Raw genomic sequence first — 14,245 nt, forward strand, 5'->3', positions numbered from 1 at the left:
GTAAAAATCCCCGATCTGTTAGTTATTTTTTCTTTTTAGATCGTCGTTCTAATTCTGATTCCAGATCGATCAATGTTGATTTCGCGAGATTAAGTCTTTCTATATTTGTGCCAATAAGCGAACATAACACCAAAAGCTCTTTTTCAATTGAATCAATTTCCGCTTTTGTACTATTTATTTCTAGAAAAAGCTGTGTGTCGGAATAATTTGGAAGCAATGTATTCATGGCATCATCCTCCTTTTTTCATTTGTAAATAAATATTTACATTTTTCATTTGTGTCCCTTGTGAAATATCACAAATTCATTTCGAGCTGACCGCTCATTTTTTTGTCGCAATATTTTTTGCAGGACGCAGTTGACTTCATACAGTTAATCAATGCGTCTTCGACAATGTCGAAATTTTTTTTATTTGGTTCGGACAAAAACTTTCTCAATGCCGCAACGGCTTCGATCGTGGCTTTCTGGTATTCTTCCACAATTACTCCTTCGTCCATCTTTTTTATTGCAACTTTGGGAATGCGGAAAGCTATTCTTCCGCGGCGGGCTTCGAGATAATCTAAGATTGAATCGTCGTTTGTGGCGTTGAGCAGCGGAATGAGCCGGCGCAGCGGAAAGTCGGCGTAGCTGGTCGTATCCTCGTCTGCGCAATAGCGATACAGAACCGACGCGCTGCAGCTGCATTCTTCTGCAATTTCATTAATGGATTTTTTGTTACGATGTATTGTGTTGTAAAGCGCTTCTTTTAACGACCTTGGGATTGACATTATAATTTCCCTCGTCAAATTTTTACATGCCCGGTTAAAATTTTAATAGACATTTTTTGTTAATTTATTTAAGATAGTTTCGCAGCATCATTTATTATTTTTCTAATGCGCTCTAATAAAGCTTTATTATACTGTTTCCCGCGCATCACGCGTGATACAAAAGCACGATCTATTTTAAGTCTACGTGCTATTTCAGCTTTGTTATATAAGTTGTGATATTTAATAGGCTTATTCATTATAAAAGCTTATTTTTATTTATCATAATATAGTGACTAAACAAAAGTAGGAAATTTCATAATATATGTCAACAGAAAAAATAAATAAATTACCGAATGCAGAAAATAAAAATATTGGAGAGCGTTTGAGGATATTTGCAATAGAAAAATGGGGTAAAAAAGGAGCAATAAAAGAATTAGCTGCATCACTTAATATGAAGCCACAAAGTCTATATAATTATTTAAGAAATGAATCTAAACCCGGTGCGGATATATTACTTAAATTGAATGAATTAGGATGTGACCTTTCATGGTTACTTACTGGGAGATATGCAGAAACGACGCAGGAGATGGTAAAGATAATAGCACGCCATAGCAATGATGACCATCCAATAATGAAACGAATTAAAGAACTAATAAAAGAAAATCAAAGATTAAAAGAAGAGAATCTCAAATTGCGTGAAGAGATAGAAAAGCTTGAGAAGTTACTGGACGCTTTTCTTGATTATAAAAAATCAAAGACTACATAAAATCATTTATATGGAGGGAAAATGAAGGGTATAATATCTATATTCATTACAATCATAATATGCGCCTGCGCGTCGATTGGCAGTTATTACACTTATGGCGTGGATACAATAGAAGACGAATTTGACGGATATAAGATAATAAGGATGCATGGGAATTATTTGCCGGATAATGCTATAATACCTACAAGCTCTTTATTGTTTAACCCGCAAATATTCATTGATAGGGATGGTAATAAGAAATATCAATTCTATGCGGAATACACAGATAAAGATTGGTTGTTCATTCGCGAAGGAGCATCATTGATATTATTGATTGACGGCGATAGAGTGGAACTAAACGGATATGGCAGCAACAATCATAGAGAGGTAGTCGAAGGTTATACTGGCCCTGTTATAAAGGAGATTGCTATATATGAAGCCTCTAAAGAATTATTTGAGAAAATATCAAATGCAAAAGTTGTTAAATTAAAAATTAGAGGAGCTGCAAGATCAATAGAAAGGGAATTAAGCTCTAAACATATTAATAATATTATGATGTTTGTTAGAGATTATGTAAAATAATTGGACATATTAAAATCCATGACCGACAAGAAAATAATATGCCCGGTGTGCAGAACTGCAAATGCGGCGGAAGCGGAAGACTGCGCAAAATGCGGCGAAAGCCTAGAAGGCGCAAGAGCGGCTGAAAGGCGGGAAATAACGGCGGCAAAAAGAATTTTTTCCTCGGAGATTGCAATCTGGCTTAAAGCGATGGGATGGATCTATTTTGCGCTCAGTTTCATTGGCGGATTCGTTCTAATAGGCAGAGCGTTCGAATGGGTCTACAACGGCGAACGTTTCGAACGGATATTGAACCCGGCGCTATTCTCGATGGGCGTTGCGTCCGTAATAACGAGCGTAATAGTATTGCTGATATGCCTTGGCATAGCGCGCGTGATAGAGCAGAATATAAGCTTGTACAAACAAACGGGCAGAGCGTTAAAAGATTGACTTCTGTTGACGGGAATGGGAATAAGCGGTATATTAACGCATATAAAAATGCGGCGCAATGAACTCACCGGGTATGAGAATATTATTTCAAAATTATTAAAGCTTCTATGGTTTGGCAATGCCTCCGAATATAAGAGATATAACATATTATTTTGGAAGATTAAACCTTATAGCCCATTATGAAAATAAAAGAGAATTCTTACTAAAAGCGCTTAAGTCTAATATTATCTGGAAACATAAAGATACTAACTGGGGCTTTTTCGATATAGAGGAGATCGACAGCGAACATGGTTCATTCATACACGGCTATTTGGTAAAATACAGTCCAAATTACAATGAAGAGGTTGCCAACCCGGAAACTCACAATTTAGAAGAACAACAAATAAATAATTACGTTCTTGCTAAATCCAGATTTTTTCTTCATATCAACTCGGGGCTAATAACTTATCATCCGGTCGGTGTAATAATATCTAAAGAAATATTTAGGAAAAATTTTTGTAAGCTTTTTGAACATTCGTTGGAAGGTATGTTCGTCAGCGCCGAAATACAATCGATAGATGAAGAAGAAAAAATATTCGAAGCGATTAAAAAATTCAAAAAGGTACTAAAGCTGCAAATATATCTTCATCCATCGAATCCCAATAACCGCGATATATGGAAAAGAACAGACGATAGACTTAAAAAATTAGGAGCGTCAAAATATAAAGAATATTACGAAGCGCAAGAAGATGGGAACTTAAACATAACTGATGATGAGGAAATAAACAGTAAAATATCAATGGCGGACGACGGTTACGGCCAGGCTGCCGTTACAGGAGAAATGGACGGAGAGAAAAAAACCGTCAAGACAGGCGACAATCCTGTAACGGCAAAAGCGCCGGGAGACAATCTTAAGCCGGCTGAAGCGCTCGAGATATTGATGGCAAAAATAAAGGAAATATTCGGCAGGTTTAAGCATGAAGATTAAAAATATAATATTTTCATGGGATTTAATTGTCGCCTTAGCTCTGTCGGTATTATTATTTGCTCTTATCCCTTCGACTATATCCAACGAGTTTGCCGTTAAATTATATGATATAGGCATATCGGTATTGTCAATCGTATTTTCTGTATTCTTTGCCGCCATGGCAATAATAATATCCGCGTCGGATGACGACTTCGTCCGGTTCCTTGATGAAGAAGGGGATTATACCGCAATTATAGGAACCTTCAAATTTTCATTGATGATTCTGTTCGTCGCTTTGATTTATTCAATTATATTATCGGCGTCAACTTCGTACATGTTAAGCCTTGGGGATAAAGACCAATGCAAAATATTTATTGTGTTGTTCACGCTGCTGTTCTCATACGGATTATTCGCCACTTTGAATTCAACATACGACGCCATAAAATACGCGCAGTACAGAACAAAGTTCTTAAAAATTAAAAAGAAAGGCGGATAATATGCAAAATTATTTCCCTGACAGACAAAAGGAAGGGGGAGAACCCTGCATGGATAAGAAAAAGAAAACAACGGGAGACAATCGCACCGCCATGAATCATATTCGGGAAGACCTTTTAAATGCAAAAAAAATGCTGGAAGATCATGCCGCAAAACATCCTTACGTTAACATCGAACAGCAGAAAAAATATGCCGAAGAATTCGAATTTATGGAAAAACTGCGACCGGAATGGGAATAAGCGGTAAACCTACAGAATCCTATTATCATAATGAATCCAAATAGCTATCTTAAGGATTCTTTAGCCAATCTTTTTTCTTCTTCCTTCTCTTGGGCGTATATCATCGATTTAACTTCTTCCCACTGCGCCTGGAGACCCGGACAATTTATTAAATGACTCGTGTGTTTATATCTGTCGAATCGATTGTCGTAAATTTCCGACCCGTCTTTCAGCTCCACGGGCAAATAACTTCTAAAGCCGCGTCCGCGCATTATAACGTATCGCGCGCCGCATCGCTTGCAGCGGTATATATGATTCAGTTTAATCCTCATTTAACGCCGTTTATATGCCTCTTTATTATGTTGATAATATTGTTTTTATAAGGCTCGGTTAAAATCATGAACGGACGCGCAGGAATAGAGATGTTGTATGCATGTTGTCCAAATGTATAAGCAGATTTTTGTTTATGACTTTTCTTAGCAAAGATTAGCAAATTTTTATTGGTTTGTTGTTTAAGCAGATTTCCTTTTTTATCAGTTCGATGGAACAAAGTACGAGTTCTTGCTGCAATTGAAATTGTTCCTCCGAAGTGATGAATAGCTGCATAACGGAGATTTGTTGATACAACAGCAGTGGACTCAGTAGCTGAAGATTGAATTGACCGCAAGAGATTGCCGCGTGCCTGCAGAATTGCTTCGGCAAAACCTTTTCTTCGTTTCTGTTTTAGAGTTGCCGGTTTGAGAGCTTTCCAGCCGCCGCTGCCAGCACCTTGAGTACGAAACTCATTTATAACAGAGGCATACATTTCTTCTGCAATTGCAGTCATCAATTTGCGGTTCGGAAGGAATCGTTCTTTGATACTGTCGATTAAGGCATTTATTTGTTCGAGGTTATCTGCCATGTTGATTTTATTTTTTATTAATTATAATTTTGTTTACCGACCTTACGGCGGCGTTCAAGCCACGCCCCGCGGCGTTAACCGTAAGCGGTGTAGCCCAAGGCGCGGGACTTGCAAAAGGGCTACGCAATGTTTTTTATCTGCCATATACTTGATTTTAATATGTCAAAGAAAAAATATGAAAGCTAATCACAACCTGCCATATAACAGCTCGCCCACTCTCAGTTTATCTATTTGCGGAGTTTTCCGTTGGAACGCATTCCAGAAAACGGTACTATCGTCCATCATATTCAATACGACGAATATATCTTCCTTCGTTTCGTCGTCGTTAAACAAGCCGATATAAGTTTTGCGCAATGTTTTATTCGCGTCATCATTCCTATCAACATATTCGGTTAAATAAATTTCATATGGATTTTGCAGAGTTGCTTTTATGTATGGAATATATCGTTCGCGTCCGTCAGCTTTTTCGAGCAGATGCATCATCCTATCGAGAGTAATCAATGCTTTGTCGTTATCGTAAGTATCTATCAGATTCCAGTCGCGGAACTTAAGCTCGAATTCTTGCTTAATTAAATTTATCATCTGTTGCATCCCTACAGCATCGAGAGCGGGAAATTTATCCGGCGCCGTTTGCCTGTCTTTAATTTGCCTTGCAGGCAGTCGTCCGAAGTCTGCATAAGTTTTTTGACCTTTTGAAATTGCATATAGTTCGGGTATTGTGTCCCATGCAGGATAAGTCTTGCCCGGATTATACTGCCACTCCGGCGGTATATTTTTAATTTGGAAATCCGAACCGTTTGAAATTTCCAATCCTCGCTCTTCCACTTCGGCGGCGGTAAGCGGTACAACGTAACATCCGCAATTCCAATCCGAAGGCGGATAGATTGTATTCCATATCGGGTCGTCGTATCGGAATACCTTGTCGGCGTAATACGAATGGGATTTCCTTTTTGTTTTGCGGTCGATTTGTTTGTATTGCCAGTAAGGGCGCTGCTCTGCGTTTTCAATCATCATCTTGTAACGCCCGGCGGAGTATGCAACATTTGCGTTGGTTTGATAGATTGTTCTAAGCCTGCGCGGCGAACCGAGTTCCACAATTTTATCCGGGTCGATTCCGCTTTTGGGATCGTAGCCCGGAACGTCGCTTGCTTTAACGCGTCCCCACCAGCCCAGGCGTTTTAGCATCGGCTCTAAATCTTTCTTAAACTGCTCGTAAGTAATTCCTTCAGAAAAAATTTTATCGACTTCGTCTTTAATTGTCTGCAGGATGTCGAGCTTCATCGCCTTTGCAACCGTAAAAGCGCGCGCGTGCTGCTCCTGCCAAACGTCCTGCCAGTTCCAGACGAATTTATATCCTTTACTTTTATACCACTCGACTATCTGCCGGGGCGGAAGCGTGAGCAAATATTTCAGTTGTTCTGTTGTCATAATTATTTTTTATAGATTCCCGCTTATGCGGGAATGACATTAAACATTAATCCTTCCTTCAATATCTGCAATGAATAAAATCTTAGTTGCAAGATTTTCAATCTCGTCGGTTTTCATATCCGGGAAGAGAGCATAAAGCCCGGCAATGAATTCGTCGCGACTGTTCGATTTATTGGCAAGTTCGATGACTGGTTTAAGTGTATTTTCAATCTGGAACTGAAGCAATTTATCCGGCAGAGCGCCGGAAACTTTATCCCCGAAGATGCCGCCGGATTGTTCTGCAAATTCTATCTTTTTATTAGTAAGCCAATTCCAAAATTTTTTCAGCGGCGAAGGTTTGCTCAAGTACGCTGGTTCCGGCGCTCCGGGAAGCGGCAGAGTAATATCCGCCGGCGCTTCGACAGGCTCAGCGACCGGCGCAAGCTCGAAATCATCTTCTTCAAGATTGTAGTTATTCACAAAATATTTCTTAGTGAACTTCAAACCGATCTCCTTCAGGTTCTTGTCGCGTTCGGACTTGTCTTTATTAATGTCTTCCAGCTCGAACGGTTTGAACTCCGGATAGAGTCCGCTGCCGATATTGATGTCGACAATCCATTTGAATAATTGATTGAACAGCTCGGTCGGAAAGTCGCGGTCTTCTTCGCTAAGGTTCGATTCGATAGTATCGGCTCCGGTTTCGGTCGACGCGTACGATCCGACGCCCTGGCGTTCGACCGAAAGCGCGTTCGTTAGTATTGCTTTTGCGATTGCGTTGTCGCACCGCTGGAGATATTTTTCGTGCAGGTCCGCGCTTGCCGAATGCGGCTCGATTATTTGAATCGAACTGTCGTCAGGTCCGGTTGCAACCGCGTCCTGAACCATGTTCGAAAGCTTTGTCATCAAATCGTAATGATCTTCCGGCTTGGCTCCGCGGGGCAGCTTGCCGAAGATAAAAGGCATTCCGTATTTCTCTACGAAGAGCGAAAAGAAACGCATCCCTCCGCGTTTAAAAGTTACGGGCCAAAAGCAGCGCGACAATGCTTTGTCGCCGTAGGGATTATCATATCCCGGATCGTTCTGAAGCAGAATAAATTTATAAGCGTATTTCGGATCGATATTGTCTCCCACTATTGGAATTCCGTAATAATCCAGATTTGTCCTGAATAGCAAATTATTCCTGTCGTCGAAGGTAAACCATTCGCGCGGTTTTTCTTGCACTTTGACGGGCAGCAATGCGCCGTCTATTTGCGCCCAGGTTACTTCAAAAACAGAATAACCGAAAAATATCGGATTAAGACTTTGCGAAATTATATCCTTTATTTTGTTCTTATTGTCCGCGAGCAATGTTAAAGCCCGTTCGCACAGTTCAAGCTCTTTGTCCGTAGCGTCGCCCTGTTCTATGCGCCAGTCGAGACTTTTTGTAAGATTCTTTCTTCTTGCCATCAATGCGCCTACCTGCTCGTCGCTGCGTAAATCTTTGTAGACGGTCTGATCCATGTTGAGTTTACGCAGTATCGGGTCGGGATCGGGCAGGTATCCGAAGAATCCGGGGAAACCGCCGAGCGCAAACTGTCGCGTCGCGACTTCGCTCGTTAAATTCCTGCTGATTTCGCTCAGCGGAACGAACGTTGTAGGATTTATATAGAGTCCTTTAGCCATGTTGACCTCAAACTTAATAGTTATTCAAAATTCTGCTCATTTGTCTGCGCGCTCCGGAGGTGACGATAAGCGGCCCGGAATATGATTTAGCCGCCATCAATGCGAGAGCAAGCGCAAAGAAATAATCTGCATGTCCGCCGTCTTTGGATTGTTCCGCTTCGTAACGGACATTACCCGCGGAAGTTGTGACGGCTCGTACCGAATATAAATCTTCGCGAATAATTTTATCGCGCGGTATTAAAACTTTTCTGCCCTCGGCCATTATATAAGCGTTGGATGCGAGTTCTTCTTTTACTTTTGGAGTAAAGGTAACCTGTTCTACGCGAAGCTTGCCAAAAGCATCTTGAGCCTCTTCGGACAATTGATTTCCGATTCCGGTCGCGTCAATGCAAGCGCGTCTGAAATTGCTATGAGACAGAACGCCGTATAAAATTTCTCTTTGTTCGCTGTAAGGCATATTTTTTAATGCAATAACTTTTCGTGTATATAACAACTCGCCTAATTTTTCGAGTATCCAAATAACAGAAGGATTATTCTTGCGACCGACATCCATGCCTACATATAAGTCGCCTGAAATTTCCGAGAGAGTTTCGTCCAATATATTATCGCGTTCTATCGCGTTAATAATCTCATAGCTCAGCAAATGCGAGTTGGAACTCGAACGCGGAATGCAATAGAATTCTTCTTCGATTGCTTCTTGAGTAAGACCCGCAAATGAACTTTCGAGAAACTCTTTAATGTCCTTCTTTGTCGCTTTGCGTCCCAGCACTTTATCAACCAAACCCTGCTTAACGGCGTCGTCAATAGTAATCTTAAAATGGCTCCAGTTCTTCATTGTGCCGTTCTTGCCTTTCTGCACTTCCTTAATCAACTGGTTGAAATACGAATCGTCTCCGTTATGAGTGCTGATAATTCTGACGCGGTTGCCCCACATTGCCGAAGGCTTTGCGGCGGTAAACATCTTTTCCTGTTCGCGGTGATGCGCGAATTCATCCAGTATAACGTCGCCGCCCTTCGATCGAAACCTTGTAGGGTTCGAACTGATAGCGTTGCATTCGCAGCCGTTGGCAAAGCGCACGCGGTGAGCTGTAATGTCGTCTTCTTTGCTGATTACGACTTCGCCTACATACTTTGCCGCTACGTTCAGATACTTTGCAAAGAATCCGACGTAATCGATGAACTCTTCGGCGGCTGACAAATCAGCCGATGAGAACCAGACTTTGTTGTTCTTTACGTTCTTGGTGGAAAGGTCTCTTGTAACGCGATAAGCTTCCGCATAAGTTATACCAATGCGGCGGCTTTTTTCGCATATTGCGAACCGGTTTGGATTGGTTATCCAGCCTTTTTGATACTGCAAAAACGTTATTTTACTCATCGCAGCTCCGAAAACGCCCGCAGTCCTGATACGGACATGCGTTTAATTCTTCCGTAAATGCGTTTAATTTCGTTTAATAATTTTTGGGAGTGGTTTGGGTCGCCTGAAGGGAGAAGCGCCCCTTAAAAACGATTTATGAGCGTTTTTCATTTTACAGCACTCCCAATTCTTTTTCGAGTTTTTCCAGATTTTCCGGGGACAGCCCTTGTTTTACATTCCGCTCTTTTTCTAGCTTTTCATCGGAGAAGTTTACATATTCGCTCGCTCTCAAAGCCGCGACCAGCTTCCCGACCGCAAATATCGACCTCGGATTAAGATTTGTTTCGGCGTCCGTGATTGCTGCTTCGAGAAGCCGTTCGAGCCGCTCGCGCAGTTTTGCGGTTCGTTCCACTTTAGCTTTCCGCAGATCGTCCCAGCCGTCCTGCTTACGCCAGTTGTATAAAGTTTTCCTGCTAACCTCTCCGTCGAGCAGTTTAACTATCGTATCCATGCTCAAACCGTTTTCTACGAAGAGCTGCTTAGCCTTCTCTCTTACTGCCGGGTCGCCCATCGTCTTCTCCTTACAGGTTGTAGGTTGATTTAATCTGTTCCATCTTCCCGGCTTTTTCGGCGTACTCTTCCTGCAGCGCTTGCAGTTCCCGCGCAAGAGTTTCGACTTTCTTAAAATCCATAGTCGTAAAATCTTTGTCCGAAAGGAAAGATTCCGTCTCGTCCTGGATTTCCTTAACCATCGACTGCGCTTTTACGCTCAGGTCGTAGATCTGTTTTTTTAAAATTTGATAACGCCCAATTGCCTGTTCTTTCAACGAATTCATTTTTTACCCTCGATATTTGTGATTGCGGATTCCATCTTGGTGAGTATGCCGATAAGCACTTCTTTATTGTCCGCGTCCTTCTTCAATATTTCGAATATCCTGTCGATCGTTTTCTGATTCTGTTCGAGACTTTCTTTGTGCTGTTCTTCAACTTTAGTAAGCGCCTTATCGAACTGTTCCTGATTTTGCTTCAACGCGAATTCGAATTGCGTTTGAGTGGATTTAAAAGTTATACGCCATATTATAAATAATATGGCGCCGATTGATCCGTTTGCGATAGCGGTTTCGAGCAGATACGAACCGCTTGCCGGAGGCTGGTTGAGACTTTGCGTCAATGTCTGCAAGGCGATATACATTATAAAAACAATTGTATTAAGAATGTTCGCCTGGTTCATCATAAGCGAGATAAACATCGCGACCTCGAAATTATTTGAATAATCTTTGAACTAACATAAAAAACAGAGGGCGAATTATTTTTTGAAAATTTCAAAAAGTTACTCGGAGCTTATTTCTTAGTTTACGTTAAAGAAAATTACGAGGTCTACATGCTTACCTGGGTGAGCGTAATGCTATTGAGAACAGGAATTGTAAAAACAGTATGCTCAATTCCATATCAAAATCTTTCATTAAAAGATAGATTAGATATGCTTGGAGTTACGCCTAAAGAAGTAGCGCGCATCGTTGGATGCGGTACAACATGTGCATATAAAAATATTAAATCCGGGAAAGGGTGGTATTATAGCCAAATAGTTAATCTTGTCAATTTGTTGGAGCGAATGAAATGAAAAATTACAATTGGATGCCGATACTGAAAACAGGGACGTTCGTTGCAAAGAACGGCAAGAAGGTTACCTTCGAAGAAAAAGACCTGGATAAAATTATCGAAAATACCGACCTGGGCAAAGAGCCTCAGTTCGTAGTGGAACATCCAAGTTACGATAAGCTTGGCTTCGGCACTATCGCCGCGCTTAAACGCGTAGGCAAATATTTATTTGCGCTTCCTAAGACAGTCAATGAAAAATTTAAGGAAGCCGTTAACCGCGGCGAGCTGCCGGGACGCAGCGTATCGCTCGACGAGAAGACTTTGTCGTTAAGCCATATCGGGTTTCTGCCTCCGGAAGTTGCGCCGGCGGTCGACGGACTCGGCACATATTCATTTTCATCCGGCGAATCAAATCTTTCGTTCGCTTTGCCGGGCGTAGAATCCCACTTTGCCGAGATTGATGAATATCAATACGAGTTCGCAGAAGGCGATAAACATGAGTTCGCAATGGAAATATCCCGCTGGCCGTTTAGCCAGATAAAAAATCTCTTCCGGAACATTAAGAATGCGTTCATCGAAAAATACGGCAGGGAAGAAGCTGACCAAATACTGCCCGAATACGATCTCGAAGTTATAGGCGATCCTCCTGTAATTATAGAGAATAAAGATTACGACGAAACAAAATTATCATCCAACAACAAAGGAGACGACATGAAAGTCGATTTGAGCAAATACGATTTCAGCAAAGTCGATCCGGAACTTAAAGCCGCGCTGGAATCGCTGCAAAAAGAAAACAAAGAACTCGGAGTGCAGCTGCAACAGGCAACTCAGACCATATCAGCCGCGCAGCTCGAAAAAAACAGGAACGAAGTTCTCGCCTTTTGCGAATCGCAGGAGATGAAATTGAAAATACTTCCGGCAGAAAAAGAAAAAGTTGTAAACCTTCTGCTTGCAGTTAAGGAAAAAGGCAATCTCGAATTTTCATCTTCTTCGGACGGGGCGGCTGAAACGAAAGTTCAGTTCAGCGCTTACGATTACCTTAAAGATTTGCTTAAACGGCTCCCTGACAAAATAGAACTGAGCGAGATTGCAACAAAACAAACCGCAGGCGACAACAAACTTGCAGATTATCAGATACTTGGCAAAGAGATTGCATCGTTCGTTAATCCAAAGAAAAATTAAACGTCAGTTAAAATTAAAGGAGAATAATAATGGACTTGGTAAACACTCAGGAAAACAGCAAGGCGCAATTGTTCGCGGGCGATTTCCCGCGCGTATTGATGCCTGTAACAATAGCATCGGGAGCGGGCATTATTACGGCCGGAACCGTCCTTGGTAAAATAACCGCTTCAGGAAAATACAAAGCATACGACGACGGCGCATCCGACGGCAGCGAAACAGCTAAACTGATACTCGCTGAAGACGTCGACGCTACGAGCGCGGACGTAAACGCAATGGCTTACGCGGCTGGTCACTTCAACGAAGACGCTCTCACCGGATTGGACACCGCCGCAAAAGCGGATTTCGAAGGCACTCCGATTTTCATCGGTAAAATCGGATAAGTTAACAATCAATTAACGGAGAATAAAAATGGCTATTCAAATTAACCCGTTCGGATTTGCGGCTTTAACCGAAGCCGTAAATCAGATGATTCCCGCTCCTTCGTTTGTGCGCGATCTGCTCTTCAAACGCGAGGAGACATTCGCAACCAAAACCGTGATGGTCGACGTTGTAGTGGGCGGACAGAAAATACTCCCGCTCGTTAAACGCGGCAATCCGGGAAAGGTAATGTCGAACACAACCCAAAAGTCGAGCATAATCGAACCGCCTCAGCTCAAGCCGAAAAAATTCTTAAGCGCGGACGATCTGTTCTATACGCGCGGCGCCGGCGCTCCCGTTTTCGTACCGGGCGGTTCCCCCGGCGAAGACCCTATACAGAACGCTCGCAAGCAGCGCTATGCAGTCGAGCAGAAAGATATGTTCGACGCAATTAACAGAACGATCGAATACCTATGCTGCCAGGGACTGCAGGGATCTTATTCGGTCGCTCAAGACGAAGGGACATGGTCAATCGACTTCGGTATGCCGGCTGCGAATAAGCCGACCCTCAGCTCGGCAAAATGGGACGCTCCTACGTCTTGCACGCCGATTAAGAACTTAAGGCAGTGGAAGTTGATCGCTCAGAAAGCATCAGGAAAAATACCTACGGTTGCAATAATGAGTCCGGCTACGTGGGAGCTCTTCATTGCCGCAGACGAAGTTGTGAAATATATGGACAAGCTGAAAATTAACATCGGACAGGTTCAAAGCGATCCGGCCGTTATCTCGGCAGGCGCAGAGAAGAAAGCAACAATCGAAAATATCGACATCTATGTGTACGGCGGCGTATATACTGACCAATCCGGAACACAGCAACAGTTAATTCCTGACGGCAAAGTTGCATTGGTATCGCCCAGCGCAGACAATCGTCTGCTGTTCGGCGGAATTGACGACCTCGAAGCAGGAACGGTCGTGGCTAAGTACTTTAGTAAAGATTGGATTGAGAAAGACCCGAGCGGTTTGTGGCTGCTTGTTCAATCAAATCCTCTTCCTGCATTCCAGGAGCCGGCTGCAAACATATATGCAACTGTTGTTTAATTAACCGCGGGAGGGTAAAACCTCCCGCATTATCAAGGATCCGATAATGGCTTACTCAACAATAGATAACGTAAGTAAAAAGATAGATCAACAAATACTTATACAACTTCTGAACGACGAAGGCAGAAACGAAGCCGAAATCGACCTGACGGACAGCGATGACGAAATAGTCGTACGCTTCAACCAGATAGCCGAAGAAGTTGCGGAAGAAATAGACACTTATCTGCGCGGACGCTATAAACTGCCGCTGAGCAAAAGTTCTTCGATAATACAATCAATAAGCGACGACAGAGTTATTTACAATATCAAGAAACGAAGAATGCGCGATGATATTTCAGCGAGCGAACAAAATATTTACGACGAGACGACAAAGCAACTGATTATGATACAGCGCGGCGACATCGTACTGGACGCCGATCCGGTTTCGGCGGATACGGTAGGGCTCGCAGGAGAAATACGAGTGAACAAAACCGCAAGCGACAAAATATTCAACAGCGACATGTGGAAAAAATATTGAGCGAATAAT

The 14,245-nt window shown here is 42.3% G+C and carries 21 protein-coding genes; 11 read left to right on the forward strand and 10 right to left on the reverse strand.

From position 1 onward, the window contains the following. Window positions 1-22 precede the first annotated feature (22 nt). Both ACUN8G_RS00790 and ACUN8G_RS00795 read right to left on the reverse strand, forming a co-directional pair. A complete protein-coding gene (locus ACUN8G_RS00790; RefSeq protein WP_437347868.1) occupies window positions 23-226 on the reverse strand; it encodes a hypothetical protein in 204 nt (67 codons plus the stop codon). 68 nt (window positions 227-294) lie between these two features. Then, window positions 295-765 carry a phage regulatory CII family protein gene (locus ACUN8G_RS00795; RefSeq protein WP_437347869.1) on the reverse strand — a complete coding sequence of 157 codons (471 nt, stop codon included), beginning with the start codon at window positions 763-765 and terminating at the stop codon, window positions 295-297. A gap of 301 nt (window positions 766-1,066) precedes the next feature. On the opposite strand from ACUN8G_RS00795, the gene ACUN8G_RS00800 reads away from it, so the two are divergent. From ACUN8G_RS00800 to ACUN8G_RS00825, 6 genes are all read left to right on the forward strand, one after another. Then, a complete protein-coding gene (locus ACUN8G_RS00800; protein WP_437347870.1) occupies window positions 1,067-1,510 on the forward strand; it encodes a helix-turn-helix domain-containing protein in 444 nt (147 codons plus the stop codon). 21 nt (window positions 1,511-1,531) lie between these two features. After that, window positions 1,532-2,071 (forward strand): hypothetical protein, encoded by a 540-nt coding sequence (locus ACUN8G_RS00805; protein WP_437347871.1) that lies wholly within the window; start codon window positions 1,532-1,534, stop codon window positions 2,069-2,071. Window positions 2,072-2,116: 45 nt separating this feature from the next. Beyond that, window positions 2,117-2,500 carry a hypothetical protein gene (locus tag ACUN8G_RS00810; RefSeq protein ID WP_437347872.1) on the forward strand — a complete coding sequence of 128 codons (384 nt, stop codon included), beginning with the start codon at window positions 2,117-2,119 and terminating at the stop codon, window positions 2,498-2,500. A gap of 118 nt (window positions 2,501-2,618) precedes the next feature. Beyond that, complete coding sequence (locus ACUN8G_RS00815; RefSeq protein WP_437347873.1) at window positions 2,619-3,467, forward strand: DUF4747 family protein; 849 nt, start codon at window positions 2,619-2,621, stop codon at window positions 3,465-3,467. Next, the gene (locus tag ACUN8G_RS00820) at window positions 3,457-3,942 is read left to right on the forward strand and encodes a hypothetical protein (RefSeq protein WP_437347874.1); all 486 of its coding nucleotides are present in this window, start codon (window positions 3,457-3,459) and stop codon (window positions 3,940-3,942) included. The genes ACUN8G_RS00815 and ACUN8G_RS00820 overlap by 11 nt, the downstream gene beginning before the upstream one ends. Before the next feature lie 49 nt (window positions 3,943-3,991). Next, the gene (locus ACUN8G_RS00825; RefSeq protein WP_445480887.1) at window positions 3,992-4,180 is read left to right on the forward strand and encodes a hypothetical protein; all 189 of its coding nucleotides are present in this window, start codon (window positions 3,992-3,994) and stop codon (window positions 4,178-4,180) included. 44 nt (window positions 4,181-4,224) lie between these two features. Here the strand turns inward: ACUN8G_RS00825 and ACUN8G_RS00830 are convergent, their stop codons facing one another. From ACUN8G_RS00830 to ACUN8G_RS00865, 8 genes are all read right to left on the reverse strand, one after another. Beyond that, the gene (locus ACUN8G_RS00830; RefSeq protein WP_437347876.1) at window positions 4,225-4,491 is read right to left on the reverse strand and encodes a hypothetical protein; all 267 of its coding nucleotides are present in this window, start codon (window positions 4,489-4,491) and stop codon (window positions 4,225-4,227) included. After that, window positions 4,488-5,060 (reverse strand): phage virion morphogenesis protein, encoded by a 573-nt coding sequence (locus ACUN8G_RS00835; protein WP_437347877.1) that lies wholly within the window; start codon window positions 5,058-5,060, stop codon window positions 4,488-4,490. The genes ACUN8G_RS00830 and ACUN8G_RS00835 overlap by 4 nt, the downstream gene beginning before the upstream one ends. A 186-nt stretch (window positions 5,061-5,246) precedes the next feature. After that, window positions 5,247-6,488 carry a PBECR2 nuclease fold domain-containing protein gene (locus ACUN8G_RS00840; protein ID WP_437347878.1) on the reverse strand — a complete coding sequence of 414 codons (1,242 nt, stop codon included), beginning with the start codon at window positions 6,486-6,488 and terminating at the stop codon, window positions 5,247-5,249. A gap of 39 nt (window positions 6,489-6,527) precedes the next feature. Further along, the gene (locus ACUN8G_RS00845; protein ID WP_437347879.1) at window positions 6,528-8,129 is read right to left on the reverse strand and encodes a phage portal protein family protein; all 1,602 of its coding nucleotides are present in this window, start codon (window positions 8,127-8,129) and stop codon (window positions 6,528-6,530) included. A 13-nt stretch (window positions 8,130-8,142) separates the two neighbouring features. After that, on the reverse strand, window positions 8,143-9,504 hold the full coding sequence (locus tag ACUN8G_RS00850) for a phage terminase large subunit family protein (protein ID WP_437347880.1): 1,362 nt from the start codon (window positions 9,502-9,504) through the stop codon (window positions 8,143-8,145). Between the two features lie 151 nt (window positions 9,505-9,655). Further along, window positions 9,656-10,054, reverse strand: coding sequence for a phage terminase small subunit-related protein (locus ACUN8G_RS00855; protein ID WP_437347881.1), 399 nt, complete (start codon window positions 10,052-10,054; stop codon window positions 9,656-9,658). Window positions 10,055-10,064: 10 nt separating this feature from the next. Next, window positions 10,065-10,319: a hypothetical protein gene (locus ACUN8G_RS00860; protein WP_437347882.1), complete on the reverse strand. Its 255-nt coding sequence runs from the start codon at window positions 10,317-10,319 to the stop codon at window positions 10,065-10,067. After that, window positions 10,316-10,732 carry a hypothetical protein gene (locus ACUN8G_RS00865; RefSeq protein WP_437347883.1) on the reverse strand — a complete coding sequence of 139 codons (417 nt, stop codon included), beginning with the start codon at window positions 10,730-10,732 and terminating at the stop codon, window positions 10,316-10,318. Before ACUN8G_RS00865 ends, ACUN8G_RS00860 begins: the two co-directional genes overlap by 4 nt. 153 nt (window positions 10,733-10,885) lie before the next feature. Here ACUN8G_RS00865 and ACUN8G_RS00870 point away from each other — a divergent pair, with 153 nt between their 5' ends. From ACUN8G_RS00870 to ACUN8G_RS00890, 5 genes are read left to right on the forward strand one after another with little or no spacing between them, the layout of a single operon-like run. After that, window positions 10,886-11,104 (forward strand): hypothetical protein, encoded by a 219-nt coding sequence (locus ACUN8G_RS00870; protein ID WP_437347884.1) that lies wholly within the window; start codon window positions 10,886-10,888, stop codon window positions 11,102-11,104. Further along, window positions 11,101-12,264, forward strand: coding sequence for a hypothetical protein (locus tag ACUN8G_RS00875; RefSeq protein WP_437347885.1), 1,164 nt, complete (start codon window positions 11,101-11,103; stop codon window positions 12,262-12,264). The genes ACUN8G_RS00870 and ACUN8G_RS00875 overlap by 4 nt, the downstream gene beginning before the upstream one ends. A 29-nt stretch (window positions 12,265-12,293) precedes the next feature. After that, window positions 12,294-12,644: a head decoration protein gene (locus ACUN8G_RS00880; protein WP_437347886.1), complete on the forward strand. Its 351-nt coding sequence runs from the start codon at window positions 12,294-12,296 to the stop codon at window positions 12,642-12,644. 28 nt (window positions 12,645-12,672) lie between these two features. Further along, the gene (locus ACUN8G_RS00885; protein WP_437347887.1) at window positions 12,673-13,719 is read left to right on the forward strand and encodes a major capsid protein; all 1,047 of its coding nucleotides are present in this window, start codon (window positions 12,673-12,675) and stop codon (window positions 13,717-13,719) included. 46 nt (window positions 13,720-13,765) lie between these two features. Beyond that, window positions 13,766-14,236 (forward strand): phage protein Gp36 family protein, encoded by a 471-nt coding sequence (locus tag ACUN8G_RS00890; protein ID WP_437347888.1) that lies wholly within the window; start codon window positions 13,766-13,768, stop codon window positions 14,234-14,236. The last annotated feature ends 9 nt before the right edge of the window (window positions 14,237-14,245 follow it).

The sequence above is a fragment of the Melioribacter sulfuriphilus genome, from assembly GCF_052656625.1.

Excerpts from the sequence above, each read along its gene's own strand:
- ACUN8G_RS00790 (WP_437347868.1), bottom strand. The coding sequence starts at position 226 with ATGAATACATTGCTTCCAAATTATTCCGACACACAGCTTTTTCTAGAA.
- ACUN8G_RS00795 (WP_437347869.1), bottom strand. The coding sequence starts at position 765 with ATGTCAATCCCAAGGTCGTTAAAAGAAGCGCTTTACAACACAATACAT.
- ACUN8G_RS00800 (WP_437347870.1), top strand. The coding sequence starts at position 1,067 with ATGTCAACAGAAAAAATAAATAAATTACCGAATGCAGAAAATAAAAAT.
- ACUN8G_RS00805 (WP_437347871.1), top strand. The coding sequence starts at position 1,532 with ATGAAGGGTATAATATCTATATTCATTACAATCATAATATGCGCCTGC.
- ACUN8G_RS00815 (WP_437347873.1), top strand. The coding sequence starts at position 2,619 with ATGCCTCCGAATATAAGAGATATAACATATTATTTTGGAAGATTAAAC.
- ACUN8G_RS00820 (WP_437347874.1), top strand. The coding sequence starts at position 3,457 with ATGAAGATTAAAAATATAATATTTTCATGGGATTTAATTGTCGCCTTA.
- ACUN8G_RS00825 (WP_445480887.1), top strand. The coding sequence starts at position 3,992 with ATGGATAAGAAAAAGAAAACAACGGGAGACAATCGCACCGCCATGAAT.
- ACUN8G_RS00830 (WP_437347876.1), bottom strand. The coding sequence starts at position 4,491 with ATGAGGATTAAACTGAATCATATATACCGCTGCAAGCGATGCGGCGCG.
- ACUN8G_RS00835 (WP_437347877.1), bottom strand. The coding sequence starts at position 5,060 with ATGGCAGATAACCTCGAACAAATAAATGCCTTAATCGACAGTATCAAA.
- ACUN8G_RS00840 (WP_437347878.1), bottom strand. The coding sequence starts at position 6,488 with ATGACAACAGAACAACTGAAATATTTGCTCACGCTTCCGCCCCGGCAG.
- ACUN8G_RS00845 (WP_437347879.1), bottom strand. The coding sequence starts at position 8,129 with ATGGCTAAAGGACTCTATATAAATCCTACAACGTTCGTTCCGCTGAGC.
- ACUN8G_RS00850 (WP_437347880.1), bottom strand. The coding sequence starts at position 9,504 with ATGAGTAAAATAACGTTTTTGCAGTATCAAAAAGGCTGGATAACCAAT.
- ACUN8G_RS00855 (WP_437347881.1), bottom strand. The coding sequence starts at position 10,054 with ATGGGCGACCCGGCAGTAAGAGAGAAGGCTAAGCAGCTCTTCGTAGAA.
- ACUN8G_RS00860 (WP_437347882.1), bottom strand. The coding sequence starts at position 10,319 with ATGAATTCGTTGAAAGAACAGGCAATTGGGCGTTATCAAATTTTAAAA.
- ACUN8G_RS00865 (WP_437347883.1), bottom strand. The coding sequence starts at position 10,732 with ATGTTTATCTCGCTTATGATGAACCAGGCGAACATTCTTAATACAATT.
- ACUN8G_RS00870 (WP_437347884.1), top strand. The coding sequence starts at position 10,886 with ATGCTATTGAGAACAGGAATTGTAAAAACAGTATGCTCAATTCCATAT.
- ACUN8G_RS00875 (WP_437347885.1), top strand. The coding sequence starts at position 11,101 with ATGAAAAATTACAATTGGATGCCGATACTGAAAACAGGGACGTTCGTT.
- ACUN8G_RS00880 (WP_437347886.1), top strand. The coding sequence starts at position 12,294 with ATGGACTTGGTAAACACTCAGGAAAACAGCAAGGCGCAATTGTTCGCG.
- ACUN8G_RS00885 (WP_437347887.1), top strand. The coding sequence starts at position 12,673 with ATGGCTATTCAAATTAACCCGTTCGGATTTGCGGCTTTAACCGAAGCC.
- ACUN8G_RS00890 (WP_437347888.1), top strand. The coding sequence starts at position 13,766 with ATGGCTTACTCAACAATAGATAACGTAAGTAAAAAGATAGATCAACAA.